This window comes from Streptococcus mitis NCTC 12261 (assembly GCF_000148585.2).
GTDB classification, from domain to species: domain Bacteria; phylum Bacillota; class Bacilli; order Lactobacillales; family Streptococcaceae; genus Streptococcus; species Streptococcus mitis.
In genome coordinates this window covers 1,291,097-1,305,620 of the sequence record NZ_CP028414.1, presented here as the reverse complement: position 1 = coordinate 1,305,620, position 14,524 = coordinate 1,291,097, and the positions used below count along the sequence as shown (strand labels likewise).

The window sequence follows — 14,524 nt, the reverse complement described above, 5'->3', positions numbered from 1 at the left end:
CAGTGTTAACTGAAGTATACACATGCTAGGATGATTTTATAGGAGGGGATGCCGTCTACTGTAAAAGTAAGATAAAACTCAATAATTGATAAGTTCTTCTTTAAATGAAGAATTCTTAACTGGCTATTTACTAATAGGGAGGTATCATCATGGGCGCTATTATGGAGTTTGCAACAGAAAAACAGATTGCATCATTTCTCTCAACTTGTCACATTGAAGGACAAAAGAATTTTCTGATGGCTTTCAAGAAAAAGACATGGTTGAAATCCTTTATTGATTTTTTCATTATAGGTGGTTCCTACTATGTTCAGTCGAGTGTGAAGCCTAAGATTCTAGCATTCACATCTAAGGGAATCTACTTGATGGACATCAGTGATGTGACTGAGAAACGTTCTAATCACGTCGTAGAGATGCCTTGGAATCAAGTTCAAGATTTTACTTATAAGACAGCCTTGAATACAGTTAGGCTGAATTGGAATTATCAAAATGAAGACTATATTTTTTCCGTGGATGTCGGTCAGATTGGTCAGCATGTGGGCCAATATCAATTTAATAAAGACCATTATGACTATTTAGCCCAACAGGATTTCTTTCAGTCAAAGTAAACTCTAGCAATCATTTTCACAAAAGAATCTGGAAGCTTTTCTGGATTCTTTTTAGCTTTACTCGATAAGTCTATAGTTTGAAACTATAACTAGCTCTTGAAAAGAAGAAAATGAGTTGATGAAAATAAGTGGTACAATAGTTACTATAGATTTGGAGGTATTGTATGAGCAAGGAATTACACATTAACACAATTTTGGCCCAGGCGGGCATTAAGTCAGATAAAGCGACAGGAGCTTTGGTGACACCGCTTCATTTTTCAACGACCTATCAGCATCCAGAGTTTGGTCAATCTACTGGATTTGACTATACGCGCACCAAAAACCCAACTCGCAGTAAGGCTGAAGAAGTCTTGGCGGCTATTGAGTCAGCAGACTATGCCCTAGCGACTAGCTCAGGGATGTCAGCTATTGTACTGGCCTTTAGCGTTTTTCCAGTAGGAAGTAAGGTCTTGGCTGTCCGTGACCTTTATGGTGGTTCTTTCCGCTGGTTCAATCAAGTGGAGCAGGAAGGTCGTTTCCATTTTACCTATGCCAATACAGAAGAAGAGTTGATTGCCGAGTTAGAAAAGGACGTAGATGTTCTCTATATCGAAACCCCAACCAATCCCTTGATGTTGGAGTTTGATATCGAAAAACTAGCAAAATTAGCTCATGCTAAGGGTGCCAAAGTGGTGGTGGACAATACTTTCTACAGCCCTATCTACCAACGTCCGATTGAAGATGGAGCAGATATCGTTCTTCATTCAGCAACCAAGTATCTAGCAGGCCACAATGATGTCTTGGCTGGAGTTGTTGTGACCAATAGTGTAGAATTATACGAAAAGCTTTTCTACAATCTCAATACGACAGGGGCAGTCTTGTCTCCATTTGACAGTTATCAATTGATTCGTGGTCTCAAGTCCTTGTCTCTTCGTATGGAGCGCTCAACAGCTAACGCCCAAGAAGTGGTTGCCTTTTTGAAGGATTCTCCAGCAGTTAAGGAAGTTCTCTACACTGGTCGTGGGGGTATGATTTCCTTTAAAGTAGCAGATGAAACACGCATTCCTCACATTTTGAACAGTCTTAAGGTCTTCTCTTTTGCGGAAAGTTTGGGTGGGGTAGAAAGTCTCATTACTTATCCAACGACGCAAACTCATGCTGATATTCCAGCAGAAGTGCGCCACTCTTATGGTTTGACAGATGACCTCTTGCGTTTGTCGATTGGGATTGAGGATGCTAGAGATTTGATTGCAGATTTGCACCAAGCCTTGGAAGGATAAGAAAAAGATGGGAAAATATGATTTTACAAGCCTGCCCAATCGTTTAGGGCACCATACCTATAAATGGAAAGAAGCAGAAACGGATAGTGAAGTCCTACCAGCTTGGATAGCGGATATGGACTTTGTAGTCTTGCCTGAAATCCGCCAAGCCGTGCAGACTTACGCTGATCAACTGGTTTATGGCTATACCTATGCCAGTGAAGAGTTAATTAAGGAAGTTCAAAAGTGGGAAGCCACACAACACGGTTACCACTTTGACAAAGAGGCTCTTGTCTTTATCGAGGGTGTGGTACCAGCCATCTCAACAGCTATTCAAGCCTTTACAAAAGAAGGCGAGGCGGTTTTGATTAACACACCTGTCTATCCACCCTTTGCACGCAGTGTCAAGTTGAACAACCGCAGATTGATTACCAATTCTTTGGTGGAAAAAGATGGTCTGTTTGAGATTGACTTTGATCAATTGGAGAAGGATTTGGTGGAAGAGGATGTCAAACTCTATATTCTTTGCAATCCTCACAATCCTGGTGGACGTGTTTGGGAAAAGGAAGTGTTGGAAAAGATTGGCCAACTCTGCCAAAAACACGGTGTTTTCTTGGTTTCGGATGAGATTCACCAAGATTTGGCCCTCTTTGGTCACAAGCATCATTCCTTCAATACCATTAATCCTGCCTTCAAAGATTTTGCGATTGTCTTGAGCAGTGCCACTAAAACCTTTAACATTGCTGGGACAAAAAATTCCTATGCAGTTATTGAAAATCCTAAGTTGAGACTGGCTTACCAGAAACGCCAGTTGGCTAATAATCAACATGAAATTTCAGGTTTGGGTTATTTGGCGACAGAAGCTGCCTATCGCTATGGTAAGGATTGGTTAGAGGAACTCAAGCAAGTCTTTGAAGACCACATCAATTATGTGGTAGATCTATTTGGAAAAGAGACTAAAATCAAGGTTATGAAACCGCAAGGAACCTACTTGATTTGGCTTGATTTTTCAGCCTATGACCTGACTGATGAAACATTACAAGAGCTTTTGAGAAATGAAGCTAAGGTTATCCTTAACCGTGGTTTGGATTTTGGAGAGGAAGGAAGTCTCCATGCTCGCCTCAATGTAGCCATGCCTAAATCTCTGTTGCAAGAAGTGTGTCAGCGAATTGTGACGACTTTTGCTAAACTTTAAAAATCCAGCCTTCTAGGAGAAAAGTATCCTTAGAAGGCTATTTTCATAGGGGAAAATATGGTATAATAAAAAGATAAGGTAAAGGTAAAAATATGGCTAAATTGATTCCGGGGAAAGTCCGTATCGAAGGCGTTGCCCTTTATGAAACTGGTAAGGTTGACATTATCAAGGAAAAGAACAATCGGCTCTACGCTCGCATTGCAGAAGAAGAACTGCGCTATAGTTTAGAGGACGATTTGGTTTTTTGTGCCTGCGATTTTTTCCAAAAGAGGGGCTACTGTGTGCATTTGGCAGCGTTGGAGCATTTTCTAAAAAATGATGAGCGTGGTCAGGAAATCTTGCAGAGTTTGGAAGAAGGCCATGAGGAAAAAGAGGCCGTTGAAACCAAGGTGACCTTAGGTGGAAAATTTTTGGACCGAATCTTGTCTCCAAAATCAGACCGAGCCTATGAGTTGTCGGCTGTGGGTCAGGTGGAAGCAGGAAGCAATCATATCTTGTGGACGCTTAGAATCGGGCAAATCAATAGCCAAAAATACTACGTTATTCGGGATATTCCACTCTTTTTAAAAGTTGTCGAGAAGAGAAAGCCTTATATGATTGGCAAGACCTATGAGGAATCCTTGTCTTGGGAATCCTTTGATGAGGCCAGCCAAGAACTTTTGACTTTCTTGCGGGGACTAGTGGAGGAAGGACAGGCTCCAGAGCTCTTTTTCCAAAACCAAGGTCGGCATCTCTTTTTCCCTCTGACTTTTTTTGAGCAGGGTGTGAATTTACTGATGGCCTTGCCCCATTTTCAATTTGACCATCAAGTGGATAGCTACCAAACCCTGCTTTTTCAGGATTTGCATGCGGATGCCAATCTATTTACCTTTACAGTAACAGAATACTCGGACTATTTTGAAATGGAAATCAGTGAGAGTCCGAGGGTCAATGCCTTTTATCAAGGAGCTGTGCTTTTCCATAAAGGACAGGTTTATTTTCTAACAGACCAGCAGATGCGCCTTCTCAAGGAAATCAAAGCGCTGCCTTTGGATCAACAAGGAAAGAAATATCTGCAATTTGATAGCAGTGATCGAGATAAGTTGGCTTCTTGTCTAACGCTCTTTGGTCAGATGGGCACCGTTTCAGCTCCAGAACGTCTACATATCAAAACTTTTACACCCTCTTTTTACTTTGACAGGGAAGAAGACAATCGGATTCGTTTAGAAATTCAGTTTGATTATGGAGACAGGAAGGTATCTAGCAGACAAGAGCTAGAAGAATTACCTTTTTCGAGTGATGCTGACTTAGAAGAAAGAGTTTTTCAAGTCTGTTTGGCAGCTGGATTTGAAGCGGATTTTCAATCTTGGCGTCAGGCTTTAAAAGCAGAGTCTGTTTATCATTTCTTCCATGAAATCATTCCAGTTTTTGAAAAACTCGGAAATGTTGATCTATCAGACAAGCTAGAAGAAATTTATAGCCTAGCAAGCCCTCAAGTGCAGATTGCTTCCAAGGGAGGTCTCTTGGAAATCCAGTTTGATTTTCAAGATATCGCCCAAGAGGAAATTGACCAAGCCATGAAGGCCTTGGTTGATAATCGAGATTTTTATATTGATTCGTCTAATCAAGTCTACTTTTTTGATGAAGAGACCAAGAAAATTCGCCAAAATCTACAGGAACTGGGGCAGTTTGAATTAAAAGATGGGACCTTGAAGGCTCGAAAATCCTTGGCTTATAGTTTAGCTCATCTCTTTGAAGGACGTGACCGTGTTTCTTTTTCACAAGAATTCCAGAATTTGGCCCAGGATTTGACGCATCCAGAGGACTTCCCTAGACAAGCAACTCAAGTCAAGGCTGCCTTGCGAGATTATCAGGAAAAGGGGATCGGCTGGCTACAAATGCTCCATCATTATGGTTTTGGTGGGATTTTAGCTGATGATATGGGACTTGGTAAAACCCTGCAGACCATTGCTTTTTTGACCAGTCAAGTGACAAAAGAAAGTCGGGTCTTGATTTTAGCTCCATCAGGTTTGATTTACAACTGGGCAGATGAATTTCAGAAATTTGCTCCACAGTTGGATGTGGCTGTTGTTCATGGTTTAAAGGCTAGTCGTGAAGAGATTCTTGCTGAAAGCCATCAAATCTATGTGACTAGCTATGCTACCTTCCGTCAGGACAGTGAGCTTTATCAGGGGATGGCCTTTGACTTCCTTTTCTTAGATGAAGCTCAGGTCATGAAAAACGCCCAGACTAAGATTGCCCAGACCTTGAGACAATTTGTGGTGCCATCAGTTTTTGCCTTGTCAGGAACTCCGATTGAAAACCATCTGGGTGAACTGTGGTCTATTTTCCAAATCGTCATGCCAGGACTTTTGCCAAGCAAGAAAGAATTTATGAAATTGCCAGCTGAGCGCGTTGCTCAGTTTATCAAACCTTTCGTGATGCGACGTAAGAAAGAAGAAGTTCTGACTGAATTACCAGACTTAATCGAAGTGGTTTATAAAAATGAACTGGAAGACCAGCAAAAGGCTATTTACCTAGCCCAGTTGCAACAGATGCGAGACCGTCTGGCTCAAGTGTCAGATCAGGAATTTCAGCGAAGTCGTGTGGAAATCTTGTCTGGTCTGATGCGCTTGCGTCAAATCTGTGACACTCCTGCCCTCTTTATGGAAGATTATCAGGGAGCCAGTGGCAAACTGGATAGTCTTCGAGACCTGCTACTACAGGTGGCAGACGGCGGACACCGTGTCTTGATTTTCTCGCAGTTCAAGGGAATGTTGGAGAAAATTGAACAAGAATTGCCAGACTTGGGCTTGACTTCCTTTAAAATTACCGGTTCGACCCCAGCCAAGGAAAGACAAGATATGACCAAAGCCTTTAACCAAGGGGAAAGAGATGCCTTTCTGATTTCCCTCAAGGCTGGTGGTGTCGGTCTGAATCTGACAGGTGCTGATACGGTTATTTTGGTTGACCTTTGGTGGAATCCTGCGGTGGAAGCGCAAGCTATTGGCCGTGCCCATCGGATAGGTCAGGAAGAAACGGTTGAGGTTTATCGCTTAGTGACCAGGGGAACCATTGAAGAAAAAATTCAGGAACTCCAAGAACAAAAGAAACATCTAGTGTCACAAGTATTGGATGGAACAGAGTCACGTGGCAGTCTCAGCCTAGCAGAAATTAGAGAAATTTTGGGAATTTCTGAAGCCAGCACTTGAAAAATCAAGACAATACGCTATAATGAAGTGTTGAAAGGAAATAGAAAATGAGAGAAGAACGATTTCCATTGGTGTCAGATGATGAGATCATGTTGACTGAGATGCCGGTTATGGACCTCTATGATGAATCTGACTTTATCAGTAATATCAAGGGAGAATACCGTGATAAGAATTATCTGGAGTGGGCCCCTATTACTGAAGAAAAACCAGTAAAACAGATTGAAAAGCTAGTAGAGAAACCTAAGAAGGCTGGTTTAGGAGTTAAAAAAGAAGGAAAAAGCTATGCGGAGGTGGCGCGTGAAGAAGCGCGTGCGGACTTGAAAAAGAAACGCTCAGCAAGTTATCTGACTAAGGATATTACTCCTACAAGGCGCCCTTCTCAGCAACGTTTGGATAGACAGGGCAATCAACCTACCGCGCCTTTCCAAAAGGAAAATCCTGGCGAATTTGTCAAATACAGTCAAAAATTGACTCAGTCTCATTACATCTTGGCGGAAGAAGTGAACAATATGTCGACTCAAGCTGAGCCAAAAGAAACTTCAGGCCCAAAGAAAAACAATTATGATTTTCTGAAGAAGAGCCAAATCTACAATAAAAAGAATCAACAAAAAGAACAAGAACGTCAGGTTGCCCAAGAGTTGAATCTGACAAGAATTACGGAATAGGGGAGAAAACATGTCAAAGACATATCATTTTATCGGAATTAAGGGATCAGGTATGAGTGCCTTGGCCTTGATGTTGCACCAAATGGGGCATAAGGTACAGGGTTCAGATGTTGAAAAGTACTACTTTACTCAACGTGGTCTTGAGCAGGCAGGAATTACCATTCTTCCTTTTGATGAAAAGAATCTAGACGGTGATATGGAAATTATCGCTGGAAATGCCTTTCGTCCAGATAACAACGTCGAAATTGCCTATGCGGACCAAAATGGCATTAGCTACAAACGTTACCATGAGTTCCTAGGTAGCTTTATGCGCGACTTTGTTAGCATGGGAGTTGCTGGAGCGCACGGAAAAACTTCAACGACAGGTATGTTGTCTCATGTCTTGTCTCATATCACAGATACTAGCTTCTTGATTGGAGACGGGACAGGTCGTGGATCAGCTAATGCCAAATATTTTGTCTTTGAATCTGACGAATATGAGCGCCACTTCATGCCTTACCACCCAGAATACTCTATTATCACCAACATTGACTTTGACCATCCAGACTATTTCACAAGTCTAGAAGATGTTTTCAATGCCTTTAACGACTATGCTAAACAAATTACCAAAGGTTTGTTTATCTACGGAGAAGATGCTGAATTGCGTAAGATTACGTCTGATGCTCCGATTTATTATTATGGTTTTGAAGCAGAAGGTAATGACTTTGTAGCTAGTGAACTTCTTCGTTCAACAACTGGTTCAACCTTCACCGTTCATTTCCGTGGACAAGAGTTGGGGCAATTCCATATTCCAACCTTTGGTCGTCACAATATCATGAATGCGACAGCCGTTATTGGTCTTCTTTACACAGCAGGATTTGATTTGAACTTGTTACGTGAACACTTGAAAACATTTGCCGGTGTTAAGCGTCGTTTCACTGAGAAAATTGTCAATGACACGGTGATTATCGATGATTTTGCCCACCATCCAACAGAAATCATTGCAACCTTGGATGCGGCTCGTCAGAAATACCCAAGTAAAGAGATCGTAGCAATCTTCCAACCGCATACCTTTACTAGAACTATTGCCCTGTTGGACGAATTTGCCCACGCTTTGAACCAAGCAGATGCTGTTTACCTAGCGCAAATTTATGGATCTGCTCGTGAAGTAGACCATGGTGATGTTAAGGTAGAAGACCTAGCCAATAAAATCAATAAGAAACACCAAGTGATCACCGTTGAAAATGTTTCTCCACTCCTAGACCATGATAATGCTGTTTACGTCTTCATGGGAGCAGGAGATATCCAAACCTATGAATACTCATTTGAGCGACTCTTGTCTAACTTGACAAGCAATGTTCAATAGGATTTTTCTATGGAAATTCCAATTAAGATCATTCAGGCAAGTAAGTCTGATTTGGCTGAGATAGAGACACTTCAGGCCTCATATTTTCCAGCTGAAAAGCAGCAACCTTCCCATATTTTAGAAGAAAGTATCCGTAAGTCTGCGGATACCTTTCTTCTAGCTAGGGATGAAAATCAGCTTCTGGGCTATGTTCTAGGTGGTCCTCAGCCCCACAATCCGAAATGTCTAGAAATACACTCTTTAGTCATTGATACTGACCATCAGAGACAGGGCTTGGGAACGCTTCTTCTTGCGGCTTTGAAAGATGTGGCAGTTAAGCTGGATTACAAAGCTATTCGTTTGAAGAGTCCGGATGAGTTGCTTTCCTATTTTGAAATGAACGGTTTTATTGATGAAGAAGAGACAAATTCGCTTTATGCAGCTAGTCAAGGCTTTAGTATGATTTGGTTTAATCTCTTTTTTTAGGAGGCACAATGGAAATTAGGAAAGCAAGATTAGAAGATTTGGATCGTATCGTTGAGATTGAACTAGAAAATTTCTCTGCTGAAGAAGCTATTCCTCGCTCTATTTTTGAGGCGCATTTGCGAGAGATTCGGACCTCTTTTCTGGTTGCAGAAAAAGAAGGCAGAATCATGGGGTATATAGAAGGGCCAGTTGGACCGCACCGCCATCTGCAAGATCAGTCTTTTACAGAAGAGATAGAAGATTATAGTCATAAGCCTGGTGGTTATATCTCTGTGACCTGTCTTTCTATTGCCAAAGAATCACAGGGACTTGGACTTGGTAAAAAATTACTAACATCCTTGAAAGAACTGGCTCTTGAACACGAAAGAGAAGGCATTAATCTAACCTGTCATGACTATCTCATCGCCTACTACGAAAAGCATGGATTTGTCAATGAAGGTAAGTCCCAGTCAACCTTTGCAGGGGAAACCTGGTATGATATGGTCTGGGAAGCTAAAAAATAAGCTAGAAAAGCATGCTAGGTTGCTTTTCTTTCGTTTTTAAGATATAATATTATGGATTGTCAACGAGGAGGATAAACTTTTGAGTGAAAAGCCAAGAGAAGACGAAAAATTAAGCTTTAAAGAGCAGATTTTACGTGATTTAGAAAAAGTAAAACGTTATGAAGGGATTCGTCAAGAGGCCGCTGAACTTGATGAAAAAAAATCAGCTTTGTCTGTCCCTGACACAAAAATTGCTGATGAAGAAGTGATGAATGCATCCCTATCAGCTGTTGAAAAAATTATGGAGAATGCACCACGTGTTCCACAGCATCCTAGTGAAGATGTGCCTGCATCACCGGCGGAGGAACTAAGAGAGGAAGCTCCAATCGTTCCTAGTCACCCTAGTCAAGATGTTCCAGCTTCACCAGCTGAAGCAAGTCCATCAAGACCGGTTCCAGGACCAGATGTCAATCGTCCACAAAAGGTCGAAAGAGATTTGAACACAACTCCAACAAGAGTAGCTGTTTCTTATAAAACTGAAGAACAAAAAGAGACACAAGCAGAAGCGCCAAGACCTGAACCGGTCGTCGAAGCGGAAGCTGTTGACGTGATTTCTGAAACTCCACGTCGTAGTCGTCGTGAGACAGTTAAACCTGTCAAGAAGAAAAAATCACATTTGAAAGCTTTCTTCATTTCTCTATTGATTTTCCTTGCCTTGATTTCAGCAGGTGGTTACTTCGGTTACCAGTATGTTCAATCATCTTTATTACCAGTTGATGCAAATTCTAAGGAATATGTAACGGTTCAAATCCCAGAAGGATCCAATGTCCAAGAGATTGGATCAGCACTTGAACATTCTGGTGTGATTAAACACGGAGTGATTTTTGCTTTTTATGCTAAATATAAGAATTATTCAGATTTGAAGGCTGGATATTACAATTTGCAAAAGAGCATGAGTACAGAGGATATCATCAAAGAACTACAAAAAGGTGGTACTCCTGAACCTCAAGAACCTTCACTTGCAGATTTGACCATTCCAGAAGGATATACCATTGATCAAATTGCCCAAGCTGTAGGCCAATTACAAGGTGAATTTAAAGAACCTTTGACAGCGGATGCTTTCTTGGCTAAAGTGCAAGATGATAACTTTATCAGTCAAGAAGTTGCTAAATATCCAAACCTACTCGAAAGCTTGCCAACGAAAGAAAGTGGAGCTCGTTACCGTTTGGAAGGTTATCTTTTCCCAGCGACCTACTCTATCAAGGAAAGCACAACTATTGAAAGTTTGATTGATGAGATGCTGGCAGCCATGGATAAGACCTTGACTCCGCACTATAGTGCAATTAAGTCTAAAAACTTAACAGTCAATGAATTGCTAACAATTGCTTCACTTGTTGAAAAAGAAGGTGCTAAGACTGAAGACCGTAAGTTGATTGCAGGTGTCTTCTACAATCGTTTGAACCTTGGTATGCCACTTCAAAGCAATATTGCAATCTTGTATGCCCAAGGGAAACTTGGCCAAAATATCAGCCTAGCAGATGATGCTGGAATTGACACATCGATTAATTCACCATACAATGTTTATACAAAACCTGGTTTGATGCCTGGTCCAGTAGATAGTCCAAGTCAGGACGCGATTGAAGCAAGTATCAACCAAACAAAGAGTGAGAACCTCTACTTTGTAGCCAATGTTACAGATGGTAAAGTCTATTACGCAGTGACACAGGAAGAACATGATCGTAATGTAGCTGAGCACGTCAATAGCAAGCTTACTCAAAATAGTAGTTCAAACTAAGACTACAAAAATGAGAATCTCAGATAGAGATTCAATACTATCGAAAGAAAGTTGAGAAAAATGGCAGAAAAAACATATCCTATGACCCTTGCGGAAAAGGAAAAACTTGAAAAAGAATTAGAAGAATTGAAATTGGTCCGCCGACCAGAAGTGGTAGAACGCATTAAGATTGCCCGTTCATATGGTGACCTTTCAGAAAACAGTGAATACGAAGCAGCTAAGGATGAACAAGCTTTTGTCGAAGGACAAATCTCTAGCTTGGAAACAAAAATCCGTTATGCTGAAATCGTCAATAGCGACTCAGTTGCCGATGATGAAGTGGCGATTGGAAAAACAGTCACTATCCAAGAAATTGGTGAGGACGAGGAAGAAGTTTATATTATCGTAGGTTCAGCCGGTGCGGATGCCTTTGCGGGTAAAGTTTCAAATGAAAGCCCAATTGGACAAGCCTTGATTGGCAAGAAAACAGGTGACACAGCAACCATTGAAACACCTGTTGGTAGCTATGATGTAAAAATCTTGAAGGTTGAAAAAACAGCCTAAAAACAGAAAAAAGGAGTGAGGAGGCAGTGCGCTTCACTCACTCCTTTTTCCATTTTAAATTGAATTGGAGACGTTATGAGTTCAAAGAAGAAAAAAAATAAGATGGAGCGTGGTCTGACCAATCGTCACGTGCAGGTTATGGCCATTGCGGGAACAATCGGAACAGGACTCTTTTTGGGAGCGGGGCGCTCTATCAGCCTAACAGGTCCTTCCATTGTACTGATTTATATGATTACAGGGGCCTTCATGTTCCTCATGATGCGTGCGGTTGGGGAAATGCTCTACCAAGACCCTGAGCAACATACCTTTATCAACTTTATCACGCGCCATTTAGGTAAGGGCTGGGGTTATTTCTCAGTTTGGTCTTACTGGCTATCCGTTGTCTTTATCGGTATGGCGGAAATCACTGCTATCTCTCACTATGTTCAGTTCTGGTTCCCTAGCTGGCCAAGTTGGATGATTGAGATTGGATTTTTGACTATTCTAGCCTTGGTCAATTTGATTGCGGTGAAACTCTTTGGGGAAGTTGAGTTTTGGTTTGCGATGGTCAAGATTGTGGCTATTTTAGCCATGATTGCCACAGGAGTCTTTATGGTCTTGACAGGCTTTAAGACACCACATGGAGTAGCAAGTTTGGCTAATATCGCCGACAATTTCTCACTATTTCCTAATGGTGGAGTTAACTTTGTCATGGCCTTCCAGATGGTGTTCTTTGCCTACCTCATGATTGAGTTTATTGGGGTAACTACTTCAGAAACAAAAAATCCACGCCAGGTCTTGCCAAAAGCTGTTAAGGAAATTCCTTTGCGTATCGTCTTTTTCTATGGTGGAGCTCTTTTAGCCATTATGTCTATTATTCCATGGCGTGAACTTGCTTCAGCTGATTCTCCCTTTGTTACGGTGTTTGAATTGGCCGGTATCAAGTGGGCGGCAGCCTTGATTAACTTCGTCGTTTTGACCTCAGCAGCATCTGCTCTTAACTCAACCCTTTATTCAACCGGTCGTCATTTGTACCAGATTGCCCATGATTCACCAAATCCATTCTTAAAGGCTATTAAGGCAGATACTCTTTCTCGTCATAACGTGCCACAAAATGCTATCATTGCTTCAGCAATTTTGATTGCCCTAGCAGCCTTTATCAATGTCTTGCCAGGTGTTTCGGATGCTTTTGCCTTGATTACGGCATCATCATCAGGTGTCTATATCGCCATTTATATCTTGATTATGGTGGCTCACCTTAAATACCGCAAGTCACCAGACTTTATGGCGGATGGCTACCTCATGCCCCACTATCGTTTCTTAAATCCTTTAACCATGCTATTCTTTGCCTTTGTCTTTGTAACCCTCTTTTTACAAGAGTCTACCTTTGTAGGAGCAATCGGTTCAGCTATCTGGATTATCGGTTTCGGGATTTACAGCCAGTGGAAATTTAGAAAATAGATTTGAAACTCATCAACTTAGCTTGGTGGGTTTTTGCTAGTTTGACAGTCTATTGAAATAAGACTATAATCAAGCTGTATCAGTTTTCGAGGAGGTTTGGATGTACTTTAGATTGGAAAATGAGGAATCCCAGAAAGCACAAGAAATTGGGAATTTGATTCGTGCTTATAACCGTTCCAAAAGAGAAGAGGCTGAAAGTGTGCCACTTAATCTTTATGTAGAAGATGAAAAGGGATATCTCCTGGCAGGTCTGGTAGCTGAGACTTTCGGAAATTGGTTGGAAATCGAGTATTTGTTTGTAAAAGAGGAACTGAGAGGGCAAGGAATCGGTTCAAAACTATTGCAGCAAGCAGAAACTGAAGCTAAGAATCGAAACTGTCGTTTTGCTTTTGTCAATACTTACCAGTTTCAAGCTCCAGATTTTTATAAAAGGCATGGCTACAAGGAAGTCTTTACCTTACAAGACTATCCCTACATTGGGCAAAGATATTATTACCAAAAAGATTTGTAAGGTGAATATGAAAGTATAAGGCAAAGAGGGGTTCTTGACATAGGTATGAAGGGGATTCTCGATAAATACCAGTTAAATCCTACAAATTGTGTCTTTCTAGACGATATGGAGGACAGTACAATCGTAGCTGAGACATTAGATGTGAAATCCTACGATGCTGTAGATGTTTTGAAACAAATTGAATAAGCAGAAACTCTCTATCTTTTTTTGGTAGAGAGTTTTTTGTTAATAAAATTTTACAAAATGACATTTATAAATTGCATTAAGTTAGATATATGATATAATGTTGTTAAAAAGAGGCGCAACTTTTTAAAACTATAAGGAGGACGCAGGTGGTTAAAAATTTAAAATTAAAATTAGCTCGGGTTGAGCTTGATTTAACACAAGGTCAACTGGCAGAGGCTGTTGGGGTGACGCGCCAGACTATTGGTTTGATAGAGGCGGGGAAATACAATCCTAGTCTTTCCCTCTGCCAGTCCATTTGCAGATGTTTAGGCAAAACTTTGGATCAATTATTTTGGGAGGAAGAAGATGAAAAATAGATTTTTTTATTATCAATTACTAGACGAAAGAGAAGAACAACTGATCAATAAAGCGGGGGCTGAAAGTTTCTATATCTCTATAGCTTTCTTGATTTTATCTTATATGATTGCAGTATTAGCACCAAGTCTTTTTAATCCGAGAATGATTCTCATCACTATCATTATTGGAACTTCTTACTTTTTCGGCCGTGCTCGAGATTTTGGTGTGAACTACTATAGTCGTTTTCATTTTACAATTTTAGGGTGTTTGCTGGTAACTCTCGCTATTACGACTCTTTTGATGTTGCAGAATTATCAATTCAACATAGAAATTTATCAGCACAATCCTTTGAACCTTAAATACTTATCTGCTTGGGTCATTACTTATCTGATTTACCTTCCTTGGGTTTTTATCGGTAATCTCGGCCTTAAAAGTTATGGCGAATGGGCTCAGAAAAAATTTGAACAAGATATGGATGAACTGGAGAGTGGAGAATAGCTTGTTACTCTTTTCTCAATCCAGCCAAA

General features: G+C 40.9%; 15 protein-coding genes. All 15 read left to right on the top strand.

Translation table 11 applies throughout. The features are described 5' to 3' along the window. Positions 1 to 149: 149 nt before the first annotated feature. The 15 genes from SM12261_RS06740 to SM12261_RS06670 all read left to right on the top strand — a co-directional run bounded on the left by SM12261_RS06740 (position 150) and on the right by SM12261_RS06670 (position 14,495). A complete protein-coding gene (locus tag SM12261_RS06740) occupies positions 150 to 605 on the top strand; it encodes a hypothetical protein (protein ID WP_000500942.1) in 456 nt (151 codons plus the stop codon). A 164-nt stretch (positions 606 to 769) separates the two neighbouring features. Continuing rightward, positions 770 to 1,864 (top strand): cystathionine gamma-synthase, encoded by a 1,095-nt coding sequence (locus tag SM12261_RS06735; RefSeq protein ID WP_000031982.1) that lies wholly within the window; start codon positions 770 to 772, stop codon positions 1,862 to 1,864. Between the two features lie 7 nt (positions 1,865 to 1,871). Continuing rightward, on the top strand, positions 1,872 to 3,038 hold the full coding sequence (locus SM12261_RS06730) for a MalY/PatB family protein (protein ID WP_000521355.1): 1,167 nt from the start codon (positions 1,872 to 1,874) through the stop codon (positions 3,036 to 3,038). Between the two features lie 92 nt (positions 3,039 to 3,130). Beyond that, positions 3,131 to 6,229: a pilus expression-regulating Snf2 family helicase gene (locus tag SM12261_RS06725; protein WP_078228455.1), complete on the top strand. Its 3,099-nt coding sequence runs from the start codon at positions 3,131 to 3,133 to the stop codon at positions 6,227 to 6,229. Between the two features lie 47 nt (positions 6,230 to 6,276). Further along, on the top strand, positions 6,277 to 6,894 hold the full coding sequence (gene zapJ, locus SM12261_RS06720; protein ID WP_001206454.1) for a divisome accessory protein ZapJ: 618 nt from the start codon (positions 6,277 to 6,279) through the stop codon (positions 6,892 to 6,894). A gap of 10 nt (positions 6,895 to 6,904) precedes the next feature. Further along, positions 6,905 to 8,239, top strand: a complete 1,335-nt coding sequence (gene murC / locus SM12261_RS06715; protein ID WP_000048085.1) for a UDP-N-acetylmuramate--L-alanine ligase — start codon at positions 6,905 to 6,907, stop codon at positions 8,237 to 8,239. 9 nt (positions 8,240 to 8,248) lie between these two features. Then, on the top strand, positions 8,249 to 8,704 hold the full coding sequence (locus tag SM12261_RS06710; RefSeq protein ID WP_000405280.1) for a GNAT family N-acetyltransferase: 456 nt from the start codon (positions 8,249 to 8,251) through the stop codon (positions 8,702 to 8,704). 8 nt (positions 8,705 to 8,712) lie between these two features. Then, positions 8,713 to 9,207: a GNAT family N-acetyltransferase gene (locus SM12261_RS06705; RefSeq protein WP_000405741.1), complete on the top strand. Its 495-nt coding sequence runs from the start codon at positions 8,713 to 8,715 to the stop codon at positions 9,205 to 9,207. Positions 9,208 to 9,286: 79 nt separating this feature from the next. Then, a complete protein-coding gene (mltG, locus tag SM12261_RS06700; protein ID WP_001291438.1) occupies positions 9,287 to 10,981 on the top strand; it encodes an endolytic transglycosylase MltG in 1,695 nt (564 codons plus the stop codon). Positions 10,982 to 11,041: 60 nt separating this feature from the next. Next, on the top strand, positions 11,042 to 11,524 hold the full coding sequence (greA, locus tag SM12261_RS06695; protein WP_000818748.1) for a transcription elongation factor GreA: 483 nt from the start codon (positions 11,042 to 11,044) through the stop codon (positions 11,522 to 11,524). A 75-nt stretch (positions 11,525 to 11,599) separates the two neighbouring features. Beyond that, positions 11,600 to 12,964 (top strand): amino acid permease, encoded by a 1,365-nt coding sequence (locus SM12261_RS06690; protein ID WP_000095647.1) that lies wholly within the window; start codon positions 11,600 to 11,602, stop codon positions 12,962 to 12,964. Between the two features lie 100 nt (positions 12,965 to 13,064). Next, a complete protein-coding gene (locus SM12261_RS06685; RefSeq protein WP_000273892.1) occupies positions 13,065 to 13,475 on the top strand; it encodes a GNAT family N-acetyltransferase in 411 nt (136 codons plus the stop codon). Positions 13,476 to 13,520: 45 nt separating this feature from the next. Further along, positions 13,521 to 13,661 carry a hypothetical protein gene (locus SM12261_RS09495; RefSeq protein WP_000676227.1) on the top strand — a complete coding sequence of 47 codons (141 nt, stop codon included), beginning with the start codon at positions 13,521 to 13,523 and terminating at the stop codon, positions 13,659 to 13,661. A gap of 146 nt (positions 13,662 to 13,807) precedes the next feature. After that, positions 13,808 to 14,017 carry a helix-turn-helix transcriptional regulator gene (locus SM12261_RS06675; RefSeq protein ID WP_000240380.1) on the top strand — a complete coding sequence of 70 codons (210 nt, stop codon included), beginning with the start codon at positions 13,808 to 13,810 and terminating at the stop codon, positions 14,015 to 14,017. Beyond that, entirely contained in the window at positions 14,007 to 14,495 is a 489-nt protein-coding gene (locus SM12261_RS06670; protein ID WP_000797146.1) for a DUF6773 family protein, read from the top strand. The genes SM12261_RS06675 and SM12261_RS06670 overlap by 11 nt, the downstream gene beginning before the upstream one ends. Positions 14,496 to 14,524 lie beyond the last annotated feature (29 nt).

Excerpts from the sequence above, each read along its gene's own strand:
- SM12261_RS06740 (WP_000500942.1), top strand. The coding sequence starts at position 150 with ATGGGCGCTATTATGGAGTTTGCAACAGAAAAACAGATTGCATCATTT.
- SM12261_RS06735 (WP_000031982.1), top strand. The coding sequence starts at position 770 with ATGAGCAAGGAATTACACATTAACACAATTTTGGCCCAGGCGGGCATT.
- SM12261_RS06730 (WP_000521355.1), top strand. The coding sequence starts at position 1,872 with ATGGGAAAATATGATTTTACAAGCCTGCCCAATCGTTTAGGGCACCAT.
- SM12261_RS06725 (WP_078228455.1), top strand. The coding sequence starts at position 3,131 with ATGGCTAAATTGATTCCGGGGAAAGTCCGTATCGAAGGCGTTGCCCTT.
- zapJ (WP_001206454.1), top strand. The coding sequence starts at position 6,277 with ATGAGAGAAGAACGATTTCCATTGGTGTCAGATGATGAGATCATGTTG.
- murC (WP_000048085.1), top strand. The coding sequence starts at position 6,905 with ATGTCAAAGACATATCATTTTATCGGAATTAAGGGATCAGGTATGAGT.
- SM12261_RS06710 (WP_000405280.1), top strand. The coding sequence starts at position 8,249 with ATGGAAATTCCAATTAAGATCATTCAGGCAAGTAAGTCTGATTTGGCT.
- SM12261_RS06705 (WP_000405741.1), top strand. The coding sequence starts at position 8,713 with ATGGAAATTAGGAAAGCAAGATTAGAAGATTTGGATCGTATCGTTGAG.
- greA (WP_000818748.1), top strand. The coding sequence starts at position 11,042 with ATGGCAGAAAAAACATATCCTATGACCCTTGCGGAAAAGGAAAAACTT.
- SM12261_RS06690 (WP_000095647.1), top strand. The coding sequence starts at position 11,600 with ATGAGTTCAAAGAAGAAAAAAAATAAGATGGAGCGTGGTCTGACCAAT.
- SM12261_RS06685 (WP_000273892.1), top strand. The coding sequence starts at position 13,065 with ATGTACTTTAGATTGGAAAATGAGGAATCCCAGAAAGCACAAGAAATT.
- SM12261_RS09495 (WP_000676227.1), top strand. The coding sequence starts at position 13,521 with ATGAAGGGGATTCTCGATAAATACCAGTTAAATCCTACAAATTGTGTC.
- SM12261_RS06670 (WP_000797146.1), top strand. The coding sequence starts at position 14,007 with ATGAAAAATAGATTTTTTTATTATCAATTACTAGACGAAAGAGAAGAA.